General features: G+C 71.4%; 12 protein-coding genes. 5 read left to right on the top strand and 7 right to left on the bottom strand.

Annotated elements, in window-relative coordinates; all coding sequences use genetic code 11:
- Nucleotides 1–149: 149 nt before the first annotated feature.
- The 4 genes from ACTWPP_RS16230 to ACTWPP_RS16215 form a co-directional block, all read right to left on the bottom strand.
- A complete protein-coding gene (locus ACTWPP_RS16230) occupies nucleotides 150–419 on the bottom strand; it encodes a WXG100 family type VII secretion target (RefSeq protein ID WP_443105062.1) in 270 nt (89 codons plus the stop codon).
- Nucleotides 420–714: 295 nt separating this feature from the next.
- The gene (locus ACTWPP_RS16225; RefSeq protein WP_443105061.1) at nucleotides 715–1,257 is read right to left on the bottom strand and encodes a hypothetical protein; all 543 of its coding nucleotides are present in this window, start codon (nucleotides 1,255–1,257) and stop codon (nucleotides 715–717) included.
- A 135-nt stretch (nucleotides 1,258–1,392) separates the two neighbouring features.
- On the bottom strand, nucleotides 1,393–1,722 hold the full coding sequence (locus ACTWPP_RS16220) for a hypothetical protein (protein ID WP_443105060.1): 330 nt from the start codon (nucleotides 1,720–1,722) through the stop codon (nucleotides 1,393–1,395).
- Nucleotides 1,723–1,753: 31 nt separating this feature from the next.
- The gene (locus tag ACTWPP_RS16215) at nucleotides 1,754–2,809 is read right to left on the bottom strand and encodes an SPFH domain-containing protein (protein ID WP_443105059.1); all 1,056 of its coding nucleotides are present in this window, start codon (nucleotides 2,807–2,809) and stop codon (nucleotides 1,754–1,756) included.
- A gap of 172 nt (nucleotides 2,810–2,981) precedes the next feature.
- Here ACTWPP_RS16215 and ACTWPP_RS16210 point away from each other — a divergent pair, with 172 nt between their 5' ends.
- Together ACTWPP_RS16210 and ACTWPP_RS16205 are read left to right on the top strand one after the other, a co-directional pair.
- Nucleotides 2,982–4,745 (top strand): acetyl/propionyl/methylcrotonyl-CoA carboxylase subunit alpha, encoded by a 1,764-nt coding sequence (locus ACTWPP_RS16210; RefSeq protein WP_443105058.1) that lies wholly within the window; start codon nucleotides 2,982–2,984, stop codon nucleotides 4,743–4,745.
- Nucleotides 4,746–4,890: 145 nt separating this feature from the next.
- Complete coding sequence (locus ACTWPP_RS16205) at nucleotides 4,891–6,321, top strand: hypothetical protein (protein WP_443105057.1); 1,431 nt, start codon at nucleotides 4,891–4,893, stop codon at nucleotides 6,319–6,321.
- 62 nt (nucleotides 6,322–6,383) lie between these two features.
- On the opposite strand, the gene ACTWPP_RS16200 is transcribed toward ACTWPP_RS16205, so the two are convergent.
- The gene (locus ACTWPP_RS16200) at nucleotides 6,384–7,769 is read right to left on the bottom strand and encodes an NAD(P)H-quinone dehydrogenase (protein WP_443105124.1); all 1,386 of its coding nucleotides are present in this window, start codon (nucleotides 7,767–7,769) and stop codon (nucleotides 6,384–6,386) included.
- A 303-nt stretch (nucleotides 7,770–8,072) separates the two neighbouring features.
- Here ACTWPP_RS16200 and ACTWPP_RS16195 point away from each other — a divergent pair, with 303 nt between their 5' ends.
- The 3 genes from ACTWPP_RS16195 to ACTWPP_RS16185 all read left to right on the top strand — a co-directional run bounded on the left by ACTWPP_RS16195 (nucleotide 8,073) and on the right by ACTWPP_RS16185 (nucleotide 11,124).
- Nucleotides 8,073–8,525 (top strand): gamma-glutamylcyclotransferase, encoded by a 453-nt coding sequence (locus ACTWPP_RS16195; RefSeq protein ID WP_131981518.1) that lies wholly within the window; start codon nucleotides 8,073–8,075, stop codon nucleotides 8,523–8,525.
- A gap of 69 nt (nucleotides 8,526–8,594) precedes the next feature.
- Complete coding sequence (locus ACTWPP_RS16190; RefSeq protein WP_443105056.1) at nucleotides 8,595–9,395, top strand: purine-nucleoside phosphorylase; 801 nt, start codon at nucleotides 8,595–8,597, stop codon at nucleotides 9,393–9,395.
- A 28-nt stretch (nucleotides 9,396–9,423) separates the two neighbouring features.
- A complete protein-coding gene (locus ACTWPP_RS16185) occupies nucleotides 9,424–11,124 on the top strand; it encodes a phospho-sugar mutase (RefSeq protein ID WP_443105055.1) in 1,701 nt (566 codons plus the stop codon).
- Here ACTWPP_RS16185 and ACTWPP_RS16180 read toward each other — a convergent pair.
- A complete protein-coding gene (locus ACTWPP_RS16180; protein ID WP_443105054.1) occupies nucleotides 11,117–11,770 on the bottom strand; it encodes a PH domain-containing protein in 654 nt (217 codons plus the stop codon). The two genes, ACTWPP_RS16185 and ACTWPP_RS16180, sit on opposite strands and share 8 nt — an antisense overlap.
- Nucleotides 11,771–11,777: 7 nt before the next feature.
- Nucleotides 11,778–12,869, bottom strand: a complete 1,092-nt coding sequence (locus ACTWPP_RS16175; protein WP_443105053.1) for an adenosine deaminase — start codon at nucleotides 12,867–12,869, stop codon at nucleotides 11,778–11,780.
- Nucleotides 12,870–12,993: the final 124 nt, after the last annotated feature.

The following is a 12,993-nucleotide window of genomic DNA, read 5'->3' as shown; positions in this document are numbered from 1 at the left end:
AGGGTCGTGCCGGTGAAGCCGGGTTCGCGGCCTTTCTCGAACGGGCCCGTCGGACGGTGGGTCGGCAGGGCCTGGGAGCCCTCCAGCGCGGATGATGCGGGTCCCGGCCTCGGGGGGATGGGCCGGGACCCGCGGCTCGTGGCGAGGCGTCAGCGGGTGGCGGCCTCGATGTTCTGCTGGGACTTGCGGATGTCCTGGCTGCCCTGCTCCAGGGCGATGGCCATCTTGTCGAAGGCGGTCTTGGCCTCGGCCCAGGCGCTGCGGAAGCGGTCGGCGCCGGGCCCCCACCAGGCGGCGCTGCTGCTCACCGTGCGGCCGTTGAGGTCCTTGATCAGGGCGTCGAGGTTGCGGGAGTGCTTGCTGAAGATACGGGACAGTTCCTCAAGCTCGCCGAGGTTGGCGCCGCGCTTGTCACCCATCGATCCGGCCCTTTCGTCGCTGATCGCTGGAACGTTTCAGGTCCTGCCGAAGAATGGGGCCTTTTCCCGATGCTGCGGAGGCGGAAACGGCTCACCACCGGCGTCAGCCTACGCCTCACCCATCACGCTGATCCAGGCCCACCACGCGGATCCTCCGCCGATACGGCCATTTTCGCGCCATCCCGGCGTGTCCGGATGTGGCCAGGCGAGACGCTCCACACGCCTTGTGACCGGGGTAATTACTATTCGTCAAGGCATTTTCAGAGCCCTCGTCCGCGCAATTCAGAGGAACGCGTCAGCGGGCCGGGGAGACCGGGTCGTTCACCGGGTGCGCGTCCGGGTCGAGGACGCGCTCGGCGACCATGGTGATCTGCTCGCCCCGCGTCCGGAACACGAACCGGCGCCGCACCGACTGGGTGACCTTGCCGTTGCCGTAGCGGACGACGGTGTGCTCGACCGCCTCCAGGGTAATGCGGTCCCCCTTCCGGACGGCCCGCCCGTCGTCGAGGCTCGTGCGGGCGCCGGTGTAGGCGGGGCCGCCCTCGACGGGGGCGCGGTTGCGGTTCTCCAGTTCGCGGACGGCCCGTTCCTGGGAGCGGGCGAGCCGCGGGGAGATCCGGACGCCGAACACCTCACGGGGCACGTCCGTGCTGTCACGGTGGTGCTTCTGGACGAGGGCCTGCGAGCGGTGCTGCAGCAGCGTGCTCGCGGCGATCGTGAGCTGCCGGGTGACGTCGGCGTCCACGACGGGGCTCTCCCGCTGGACGGTGGACGGAGGGGCCAGCAGGCAGGCGGCCAGGACGACCGTCAGGCCGACCCGGGGCCACGGGCGAACCATCGGCCTCTCCCGCTGATAGGAGCCGAGCAGATCCGAGCCGAAGAGTACACCCGCCGCCCGGTCCCCGGAGCGCCGCGGCCGCCTCCCGGCGAGGCCCGCATCCCTTGCCGGCAACGGGATGCGGGCCTTCCGGGGTCAGCCGGTCTCGCTCTCCAGGGCGGCCACGCGGGAACGGGCCTGCGCCATCGCGTCGTGGTAGCGCTCCTCCCATTCCGGGTCGCCGTCGGGAATGGAGGCGATCGTCTGGCGGCCCATCTCCGCGAGCAGGTCACCGGCGGAGTCACGGGACACCTGCCGGACGGCGACCGTGGTGACGCCGCCGGACGACTCGGTGTGGGTCTCCCAGCGGGCGCCCTTCTCCAGCCGCGCGGCGGCCGCCGGCGAACGGTCGGCGAACGCGTACAGCAGCAGCACGATCACCACGGCCGCCACCGCGAGCGCCAGCAGAATGATCAGGAATCTCACGACCGCCTCCCCGCCGTTGTCACGTGCCCGGTCACTTGCCCCGCAGCAGCGAACCGTTCGGGTTGCCGGGCGCGTAGACGGTGATGCCCTGCGGGAGCGCCTTCAGTTCCTCGATCCTCGCGCAGGTCGGGCATTTGTTGTAGCCGTCCTGGCGCGCCTTGTTGGCCGCGGCCTCCGCCTTGGCCGTGGCGACCTTCGCCTGGGCCTCGCTGACCTGGGCGAACGCCGCCTGGGCCCGGTCGACCGCGTCCTGCACCTTGGACGGAAGCGTGACCCTGACGAGGTTGAAGTGGATGTTGGTGATGAACTTGCCGCCCAGCGTCCGCTCCAGGTCGGTGGCGAGGCTCGTGTTGATCGCGTTCTGCACCTTGCTGATGTTGGCGTTGTTGCTCTGCGGCTTCTGGGTCGCGGCGGCCCGGATGTTCTGCGGGTCGGGGGAGCTGTTCTGCACCAGTGCGCAGGAGGAGACCAGCTCGGCGCAGCGGAAGCTGTTGATCTGGCTCCGCAGATCGTTGTCGATCACCGGCCGGACGATCTGGTCGAGGAAGGCCGACCAGCCCCTGTCGCCGTCGTGGACGTTGTACATCTCGCCGTTCGCGCTGCGGAACTTGCGGGTGCCGTACTTGTCGTCGAACTCCTTGAGCGCCGCGTGGTCCTGGGTGAGGGTGAAGTACAGCGTCCCCTCGATGCCCATGTTCACGCCGTCCGCGCTGGGCACGGTGACGACGTCGACGCCGGACTCGTCGCCCTTCCTCGCGTCCGAGGTGATCGTGTAGAAGCGCTGCTGGGCCGGGTACTTGTGGACCTGCGAGTACAGGCCGATCCACACGCGGCCGGACGCCGGGTCGATGACCTGGCGGATCTTGTTGTCGTCGAAGAACCCGCCGTTGCGGATGACGGCGATCTCACCGCCGCTTGTCCGCTCGAAGCCGCCGAACAGGGCGCTGAGCGTGGGACCGCCCACCACGACCAGCAGCACCGCGATCATGATGGCGGTGCCCTTGCGCGGCTTCCGCAGCCCCTCCATGGGGTTCTTGCCCGCGAGCCGCTTCCGCCCGCCCCCGGTGGTTGAGTCCTTCTCGGCCACGACCTCTCCTTTCACACCCGCACCACGCGGCGCACAGGTTCCAGATTGAGACGAACGGGAGCCTTGCACGGATCCGTCCGGACCGGGGTTCGCGGCGATAAGGAGGGGCTTACGAAAACCTGGAACGGCGGTTATCTAGACTGCGCGTGCGAGGTTGAGGGAGGAGACCCACGTGCGCAAGGTCCTGATCGCCAACCGCGGTGAGATCGCGGTTCGTATAGCCCGTGCCTGTCGTGATGCGGGCCTGGCCAGTGTGGCGGTGTACGCCGAGCCCGATCTGGAGGCGCTGCACGTTCGGGTCGCCGACGAGGCGTTCGCCCTGGGTGGACAGACGGCGGCCGAGAGCTACCTGAACATTGAGAAGCTTCTGAAGATCGCCGCGGACGCCGGCGCGGACGCCGTCCACCCCGGCTACGGGTTCCTGGCGGAGAACGCCGATTTCGCCGCGGCCGTCGAGAACGCGGGGCTGACCTGGATCGGTCCGCCGCCCGACGCGATCATCGCGCTGGGCGACAAGGTGCAGGCCCGGCACATCGCCCAGAAGGTCGGCGCGCCGCTGGTCGCCGGCACCAAGGACCCCGTCTCGGGGGCGGACGAGGTCGTCGCGTTCGCGAAGAAGCACGGCCTGCCGATCGCGATCAAGGCGGCGTACGGCGGCGGCGGGCGCGGCCTGAAGGTGGCGCGGACGCTGGAGGAGGTCCCCGAGCTGTACGACTCCGCCGTCCGGGAGGCGGTGGGCGCGTTCGGGCGCGGCGAGTGCTTCGTCGAGCGGTACCTGGACAGGCCGCGGCACGTGGAGACCCAGTGCCTCGCCGACAAGCACGGCAACGTGGTCGTCGTGTCCACCCGCGACTGCTCGCTCCAGCGGCGGCACCAGAAGCTCGTCGAGGAGGCCCCGGCGCCGTACCTGTCGGACGAGCAGGTCGAGCTGCTGTACACCTCGTCCAAGGCCATCCTGAAGGAGGCCGGGTACGTCGGCGCGGGGACGTGCGAGTTCCTCGTCGGCCAGGACGGGACGATCTCGTTCCTGGAGGTCAACACGCGTCTCCAGGTGGAGCATCCCGTCACCGAGGAGGTCACCGGGGTCGACCTCGTCCGGGAGATGTTCCGCGTCGCCGACGGCGAGGAGCTCGGTTACGGCGACCCGGAGCTGCGCGGCCACTCGATCGAGTTCCGGCTGAACGCCGAGGATGCCGGGCGCGGGTTCCTGCCCGCCGTCGGCACGCTGACCCGGTGGGAGCCGCCGACCGGCCCCGGCGTCCGGCTCGACACCGGCTACGGCGCCGGGCAGACCGTCCCGCAGGCGTTCGACTCCCTGATCGCGAAGCTGATCGTGACGGGTTCCACGCGCCGGCAGGCGGCCGAGCGGGCCCGCCGCGCGCTGGCCGAGTTCGTCATCGACGGGATGCCGACGGTGCTGCCGTTCCACCGGGCGGTGCTGGACGACCCGGCGTTCGTCCCGGAGGACGACGCGACGCCGTTCTCCGTCCACACCCGGTGGATCGAGACCGAGTTCGACAACCGGATCCCGCCCTACGAGACACCCGTCGCCGGGGACGGGGACGAGGGCGAACGTGAGCGCGTCACGGTCGAGGTCGGCGGACGGCGCATCGAGGTCGTCCTGCCCGCGGGCCTCGGGGCGTCCACGGGCGCCGCGGGCGACGCCCAGCCCGCCAGGAAGCGCGGAGGCCGGAAGGGCGGCGGCGCGAAGGCGTCCGGTGATTCGCTGGTCAGCCCCATGCAGGGCACCATCGTCAAGATCGTCGTCGAGGACGGCGCGACGGTGGAGGCCGGCGACACCATCGTGGTCCTGGAGGCGATGAAGATGGAGCAGCCGCTCACCGCCCACAAGGCCGGGACGCTCACCGGACTGGCCGCCGAGGTCGGGCAGACCGTCTCCGCCGGCGCCGTCATCTGCGAGATCAAGGACAGCTGAACCCGCCGGAACAGGCCGGTAGAGCCGCCCCGTCCGATTTCGGGCGGGGCGGTTTCCGGTCTGAGGGGCAGCCACCATTGAACTCGGCCGCAAATAGGTCCCTCGGAGGAAGCGATCCGGGCCGCCACGTGGGCAGACTAGAGGCATGAGCACCGAGATCCGGGCCAACCAGGCGGCACGCCGGGGCGCCGTCTCGGCGATCATCGCCGCCGCCGTCGCCGTGCCGGCGTTCGCCTTCACCGCCCCCGCACAGGCCGCCACGGAACAGCCCGCAACCACACGCACAGTCGCAGCGCACACGACCGTCACGCAGACGGCCATCACGCAGACGGCCACGGCGCAGACCCTCTCCGCGCCGCGGGCCGCGTCGGCCGACACCGTCGGGCAGATCGCCAACGCCCTGATCGACTCGCGGCTCTACGTGACGAGCGAAGCCGGGAACGTGCTGTCCCCGGCCGACCAGAACGAGATCAAGAATGCCTTGGCCGGCGCCGGCGACGCGGACATCCGCGCCGTCGTCGTCCGCAACGGCGTCTCCGGCGCCGAGGTCGGGCAGATGCTCCAGGCCGTCGCGAACCGCGTCGGCGAGGGCGAGACCTACGTGGCCGTCACCGCCGACGGGCAGCGCATGAGCGCGATCTCCAAGAAGCTCGACAACCAGGAGATCAACCGGCTCGTCACCCGCACCAACGGCGCGCCGCTGAAGGACCGCCTGATCGAGTTCGGCGAACTCGCCGAGAACAAGGTCGACGACAAGGCCCGGACGAGCGCGATCGGCGGGTTCGTGACCCTCGGCGTGCTCATCATGGTGGCCGCGCTGGCGGCCGGCGTGCTCCTCGTCTCCCGGAGGCGGCAGCGCGACCGCGCGGCCCAGGAGATGGCCGACCTCAAGAGCGGCGTGGAGGAGGACGTGACGCTCCTCGGCGAGGACATCGCCCGCCTGGACCTCAACGTCATGGACAAGGATCTCGATCCCGACATCCGCTCCGACTACGAACGCGCGATGAACTCCTACGACAGCGCCAAGACGGCGACCGAACGCGCCACCCGGCCGCAGGACATGCAGGAGGTCACGACCTCACTGGAGGACGGCCGCTACTACATGACGGCGACGCGGGCCCGGCTCGCCGGCGACCCGATCCCCGAACGGCGCGCGCCGTGCTTCTTCAACCCGCAGCACGGGCCGTCCGTGAAGGACGTCACGTGGGCGCCCCCGGGCGGTGTCGCGCGTTCCGTCCCGGCGTGCGAGGCCGACGCCGACGCCATCCTGCACGGGACGGACCCGGACGTCCGCATGGTGCCGTACGGCGGCGCCCGGCGGCCGTACTGGGACGCGGGTCCCGCGTACGGCCCCTACGCCGGCGGCTACTACCGCGGCTACGGCGGGATGGACCTGCTCGGCGGCCTGATGGTCGGCACCATGCTCGGCTCGATGATGGGCGGCTTCGGCTACGGCGGCCACGGAGACGGCATGGGCGGCTTCGGCGGAGACGGCGGGGACATCGGCGGAGGCTGGGACTTCGGCAGCGGCGACTTCGGCGGGTTCGGCGGAGGCGGCGACTTCGGCGGCTTCTAGCGAACGCGGCCCGGCGTCCTTCCAAGCGGTCCGGTCGCCCGGCCGGGAGGCCGGGCACGCCCTTAGTAGGCGTGCTCGGCCATCAGCCGCCGGGACGCCTCGGTGATGCTGCCCGACAGCGACGGGTAGACCGCGAACGTCTGGGCCACCTGGTTGACGGTCAGATGCTGCTGGACGGCGATCGACACGCCGAGGATCAGTTCGCTCGCCCGGGGAGCCACGATGACGCCGCCGAGGATGATCCCGGTGGACGGCCGGCAGAACAGCTTCACGAAACCGTCCTCGAAGCCCTGCATCTTGGCCCGCGCGTTCGTGAACAGCGGCAGCATGACCGTCCGGGCGTTGACGTCCCCGGAGTCGACCATGTGCTGCGTCACGCCGACCGACGCGACCTCCGGGTCGGTGAAGATGTTGGACGCGACCCAGCCGAGTTTCAGCGGCTGCACGGCCTCGCCCAGCGCGTGCCACATGGCGATGCGTCCCTGCATGCCGGCGACCGACGCGAGCATCAGGATGCCGGTGCAGTCGCCCGAGGCGTAGATGTTGGGGACGGACGTCCGCGACACCTTGTCGACCTCCACGAAGCCGCGCGCGTCGCACCGGACGCCGACGTCCTCAAGGCCCATGCCCGTGGTGTTCGGCACCATCCCGACGGTCATCAGGCAGTGCGTGCCCTCGACCTTCGTCCCGTCCTCCAGCGTGACGATCACGCCGTTGCCGGACCGCTCCACGCCCGCCGCCCTGGATCGCGACATGACGTTCATCCCGCGCCGCAGGAACACCTCCTGCAGGACGGCCGCGGCGTCGGCGTCCTCGGTCGGCAGGATCCGGTCGCGCGACGACACCAGCGTGACCTTCGATCCCAGCGACATGTAGGCCCCGGCCAGTTCGGCGCCCGTCACGCCGGAGCCGACGACGATCAGGTCCTCGGGCAGTTCCGGCAGGTCGTACAGCTGGCGCCAGTTCAGGATGCGTTCGCCGTCCGGTTCCGCGCCGGGCAGCACGCGCGGCGTCGCGCCGGTGGCGACGAGCACGATGTCGGCCCGGATGCGCCGGTCGCCGACCGCGACGACATGCGGCTCGATCAGCCGCGCCTCACCGCGGACGATCTTGACTTCCTCGTAGGCGAGCCGTTCGGCCACGTCGAACGACTGGGCCCGCGCGAGGTCCTTCACGCGGGTGTTGACGGTGGCCAGGTCGGCCTCCAGGGCCCCGACGATCCCGTCTGGGCCGCCGTTGAAGCGCAGGCCGAGGCCGGCCGACTCGGACATGACGGAGATTCGGGTCGAGGTGGCGATGAGCGTCTTGGAGGGCACGCAGTCGGTGAGCACGCAGGCGCCGCCCGGACCGTCGCGTTCGACGACGGTCACGTCGGCGCCGAGCTGCGCCGCGACGAGCGCGGCCTCGTAACCGCCCGGGCCCCCTCCGATGATCACGATGCGGGTCACATCTTCCATTCTTTCCTACTCCAGACAGTGAAAAGTCCCGCCGCGGACCAGTTTCCGCCGCACATCCGCCTCCTGCGTCCCCCGTCCCGCTTCGCGGCGGTCGGGTTCCCGTGGCGGCGACTCGTCCCGGGGCATCCCCGAACATCGGGACGCCTGACCCGTCGCCCCCGCCTGATCGCGGCGCCGGGCGGGCGCGTGACGCCGACACCTTTCGGGACCGGCTCCCGAACCCCCGGATATACGCCGCCCGCAATCCGCGCTTCGCTCCGGTCGCGGCGCGCGTGTGAGTTAGCCTTGGCCAACGTGGCACTGTACGCGGCGTACGCCTCCAACATGGATCCCGAGCAGATGGCGAGCCGGGCTCCGCATTCGCCCATGCGCGGCACCGGCTGGCTGGCCGGATGGCGGCTGACCTTCGGGGGGCAGGACAAGCACTGGGACGGGGCCCTCGCGACGGTCGTCGAGGACGGTTCCGAGCAGGTCTTCGTCGTGATGTACGACGTGCCGGCCTGGGACGAGAAGGAGCTCGACGCCTGGGAGGGCGCCGCGCTCGACGTCTACCGCAAGATCAGGGTCCGGGTGCAGACCCTCGACGGCGACGTGCTGTGCTGGTTGTACGTCCTGGACGACTACGAGGGCGGGCTCCCGTCCGCGCGCTACCTCGGCATCCTCGCGGACGCGGCGGAGAAGGCCGGCGCGCCCGACGACTACGTCAAAGACCTGCGCACCCGTCCCTGCAAGTCGCTCGGAGACTGACTCCTGGTCCGGGGACCCTCTGGGACGGCACGGCGGGGACGCGGCGATCACGCCTGTAGTGTCGGCGATGTGAGCACCGACGCTTTTGCACTGGCGAGGAACGCCGCGGACGAACTGCGCGCCCGCACGTCCATCGACTCCTTCGACGTCGCCCTCGTGATGGGTTCCGGCTGGATCCCCGCCGCCGACGCGCTCGGCGAGCCCGCCGCCGAGCTGCCGGTGACGGAGCTGCCGGGGTTCGCGCCCCCCGCCGTCGAGGGCCACGCGGGACGCGTCCGCGTCGTCGAGGTCGGCGGGCACCGCGCCCTGGTGTTCCTCGGCCGGACGCACCTGTACGAGGGACGCGGTGTCGACGCGGTGGTGCACCCCGTCCGGACGGCGCTGGCCGCCGGGGTGCGGACCATGGTCCTGACCAACGCGGCGGGCGGGCTGCGGCCCGAGCACCAGAGGGTGGGCGACCCGGTGCTGATCACCGACCATCTGAACCTGTCGGGCGCGAACCCGCTGAGCGGCGCCACGTTCCTCGACCTGACCGAGGCGTACTCGGCGCGGCTGCGGGCCCTCGCGAAGGAGGCCGACCCGACGCTGTCGGAGGGCGTGTACGCGGCGTTCCGCGGCCCGACCTACGAGACGCCCGCCGAGATCCGGATGCTGCGGACGCTGGGCGCCGACCTGATCGGGATGTCGACCGTCCTGGAGACGGTCGCGGCCCGGCAGGGCGGGGCCGACGTCCTCGGGATCTCGCTGGTCACCAACATCGCGGCCGGGCTGTCGGACGAGCCCCTCGACCACGAGGAGGTCCTCGCGGCCGGACGCGCGTCCGCCGGCCGCATGGGCACCCTGCTCGGCACCGTCCTGACCAAACTGTGAAACCGTGGGCCGTGGAGAAAACGAAAGTATGAGTGATCTTCGCGCGCAGGCGGAGGAGTGGCTGGCGCAGGACCCCGACCCGGGCACCCGCGCCGAACTCCGGGCGCTCCTGGACGAGGGCGACGACCGGGCCCTCGCGGACCGGTTCGGCGCGCGGCTGGAGTTCGGGACGGCCGGGCTGCGGGGCGAGCTGGGCGCCGGGCCGAACCGGATGAACCGGGTGACGGTGATGCGCGCCGCCGCCGGGCTCGCCGCCCGCCTCCCCCGCGACGGCCGGGTGATCATCGGGTTCGACGCGCGGCACGGCTCCCGGCGGTTCGCCGACGACACGGCGGCCGTGCTCAGCGGGGCGGGCCTGCGGCCCGAGGTGTTCGCCGGACCGGTCCCGACGCCCGTCCTCGCCCATTTCACCCGGACGTTCGACGACATCGTGGCGGGCGTGATGGTGACCGCCAGCCACAACCCGCCGCGCGACAACGGCTACAAGGTGTACTGGGCGGACGGAGCACAGATCGTCCCGCCGCTGGACGCGGAGATCTCCGCCGCGATCGACGCCGTCGGCCGCGTGGACGAACTGCCGCTCGGCGAGGGGTGGCCCGTCCACGACGACGCCGGCCTCTACCTGGACGCGGTGTCGTCGCTGCGGCTCGGCGACGACCGCGACATCTCCGTCGTGTACACGCCGATGCACGGGGTGGGGCGGGACGTCCTGCTCCAGGCGTTCGACCGGGCCGGATTCCCCGCCCCGGCCGTCGTGCCCGAGCAGGCCGAACCCGACCCGGACTTCCCGACCGTCGCCTTTCCGAACCCGGAGGAGCCGGGCGCGCTCGGTCTGGCCCTCGCCCTCGCCGGCGCCCGTGGCGCCGATCTGGTGATCGCCAACGACCCCGACGCGGACCGCTGCGCGGTCGCCGTCCCGGCGGGCGGCGGCTGGCGGGCGCTGACCGGGGACGAGCTCGGGGGGCTGCTCGCCGAGCACGTCCTGCAGCACACCACCGGCGATGACCGCCTGGTCGTCACCACGATCGTGTCGTCGTCGCTGCTGCGCTCGATCGCGGCGGCGCACGGTGTCCGGTTCGCCGAGTCCCTCACCGGCTTCAAATGGATCATGAAGGCCGGCGGCGCGGGACCGACGGACGGCGCGGGCGGCCGGCTCGTGTTCGGCTACGAGGAGGCCCTCGGCTACAGCGTCGGCGACGACCGCGGCGTGCTCGTCAGCGACAAGGACGGCATCGGCGCCGCCCTCGCCGTGGCCGCGCTCGCCGCCGGTGCCCGCCGTGAGGGCCGCACGCTGCTCGACCTCCTGGACGACCAGGCCCGCGAACACGGCCTGCACGCCACGTCCCAGCTGTCGATCAGGGTGGACGACCGTCCTCCGGCCCCCGCCCAGCACCATTCGACGGATGAGCTCCGCTCGGCCCCTCCATCGCGGATCACGTCGATGATGACCCGTCTGCGCACCGATCCCCCGGCCCTGCTCGGCGGACGGCCGGTCACGTCGTTCGACGACCTCTCCCACGGCGCGGACGGCCTGCCGCCCACCGACGGCCTGCGGTTCCGCTTGGACGGAGGCTCACGGGTGGTCATCCGCCCATCCGGGACGGAGCCGAAGCTCAAGTGCTACCTGGAGGTCGTCCTCCCCGTCGACGACGACATCACGACGGTCCGCGCGCGCGCCGCCGCACAGTTGGACGCCCTCCGCGCCGACCTCTCCGCAGCCCTCAGGTGACAGCGGCCACGATGGCGAGGACGACCAGCACCGCCGCGGGGACCGCCAGCGACACCACCGCCGGAACGGACCAGCGCACCGTCCCCCGCGCCGGCTCCTTGGCCTTCTCGGACTCCGCCTTGGCGGCGGCGGCCTTGTCCGGTGCTCCCGACCTGGTCTTCGGACGCTGACGGTCAAGGATCTCGTTCAGCTGCTGCGCCGCGTACGCCGCCGGTGTCCGCCCCCGCAAATCGATGCCCTGCGTCTTGCTCTCCTCTTTACGGGCACGGGCCTCCGCCTTGGCCTGGGCCCGCGGCGACGTCTGATGAACCCAGGCCCGTGTCTCCAGTTCCGTCCCGCCCGGGCCGGTGAACCGCACCGTCACCGCGTTCCCGCCCTGGATCCCGCGGACCGCCCCCCACGGCACCCGGACCTCCCGCAGCGGGTTGCGGACCGTGACGGCCTCGTCGTCTCCGATGATCGCGGGCCGCAGCCCGACCGCGTACGCGACCCCGCAGCCCAGCAGCAACAGCACGCCGATGCCGAGCGTCATCAGCGAGTAGTCGGCGTCGCCGGTGATGCCGAACACCAGGTCGGCGAGGTTCAGCACCGCGAACACCAGCCACGCGTACGCCGCGACACGCCCGCCGGTGGAACGAATCGTCATGGCTCGATCATGCCAGGGGCCGGGCGCCGCTCCACTTGAGCTGCGCGAAACCGGGCTTGATCAGCCCGTTGATGAGTTCGAGGCGCTCGTTGAACGGCGCGAACGCCGACTTCATCGCGTTGACCGTGAACCACTGCAGATCGTCCCACCCGTATCCGAACGCCTCGACGAGCTGCGCGAACTCGTTCGACAGCGACGTCCCGCTCATCAGCCGGTTGTCGGTGTTCACGGTGACCCGGAAGCTCAGCCGCCGCAGCAGCCCGATCGGATGCTCCGCGATCGACTTCGCCGCGCCCGTCTGGATGTTGGACGTGGGGCACATCTCCAGCGGAATCCGCTTGTCCCGGACATAGTCGGCGAGGCGCCCGAGCCTGGCGTCCTCCCCGTCCACCTCGATGTCGTCGATGATCCGCACCCCGTGCCCGAGCCGGTCGGCGCCGCACCACTGGATCGCCTGCCAGATCGACGGCAGCCCGAACCCCTCACCCGCGTGAATGGTGAAGTGCGCGTTCTCCCGCTGCAGGTACTCGAACGCGTCCAGGTGCCGGGTGGGCGGGTACCCCGCCTCGGCGCCCGCGATGTCGAACCCCACGACGCCCGCGTCCCGGTACCGGACTGCCAGTTCCGCGATCTCCATGCTCCGCGCCTGGTGCCGCATCGCCGTCACCAGCGTCCCGACCCGGATCCCGAAGTCCTGGCCGCCCCGCGCGAACCCGTCCAGGACGGCCTCGACGACCTGCTCCAGCGACAGCCCCGCGGTGAGATGCTGCTCGGGCGCGTACCGGACCTCCGCGTAGACGATCCCGTCCTTGGCGAGGTCCTCCGCGCACTCGTACGCCACCCGCGTGAGCGCCTCGACGGACTGCAGCACCCCGACGGTGTGGGAGAACGTCTCCAGGTAGCGCTCCAGCGACCCCGAGTTGGCGGCCGCCTCGAACCATTCCCGGAGGTTGTCCGGGTCGGTGGCCGGCAGGTCCGCGTATCCGGACTCCCGCGCGAGGTCCGCGACGGTCCCGGGCCGCACCCCACCGTCCAGGTGGTCGTGCAGCAACACCTTCGGCGCACGCCGAATGTCCTCAAGAGTCGGCCGAACGTTCATCTCTAGAAGCTACCCGGCCGCGCGGCCCACCGCGTCGTCAATTCACGCCAGGCCCCGGCCGTGTCCGCGCCGCGGCCCCGCCTGGAACCCCGCCGGGCCGCGGCCGGGCACGTTCTGTGACCGT

It is taken from the genome of Actinomadura sp. 3N407, assembly GCF_052245875.1.
Lineage (GTDB): Bacteria > Actinomycetota > Actinomycetes > Streptosporangiales > Streptosporangiaceae > Spirillospora.
Note: the sequence above shows the minus strand (reverse complement) of the source record. Positions and strands in the feature narration are given on the sequence as shown.

What these genes read in the sequence shown, in the direction of transcription:
- ACTWPP_RS16230 (WP_443105062.1), bottom strand. Translation starts at nt 419, where the DNA reads ATGGGTGACAAGCGCGGCGCCAACCTCGGCGAGCTTGAGGAACTGTCC.
- ACTWPP_RS16225 (WP_443105061.1), bottom strand. Translation starts at nt 1,257, where the DNA reads ATGGTTCGCCCGTGGCCCCGGGTCGGCCTGACGGTCGTCCTGGCCGCC.
- ACTWPP_RS16205 (WP_443105057.1), top strand. Translation starts at nt 4,891, where the DNA reads ATGAGCACCGAGATCCGGGCCAACCAGGCGGCACGCCGGGGCGCCGTC.
- ACTWPP_RS16185 (WP_443105055.1), top strand. Translation starts at nt 9,424, where the DNA reads ATGAGTGATCTTCGCGCGCAGGCGGAGGAGTGGCTGGCGCAGGACCCC.
- ACTWPP_RS16180 (WP_443105054.1), bottom strand. Translation starts at nt 11,770, where the DNA reads ATGACGATTCGTTCCACCGGCGGGCGTGTCGCGGCGTACGCGTGGCTG.
- ACTWPP_RS16175 (WP_443105053.1), bottom strand. Translation starts at nt 12,869, where the DNA reads ATGAACGTTCGGCCGACTCTTGAGGACATTCGGCGTGCGCCGAAGGTG.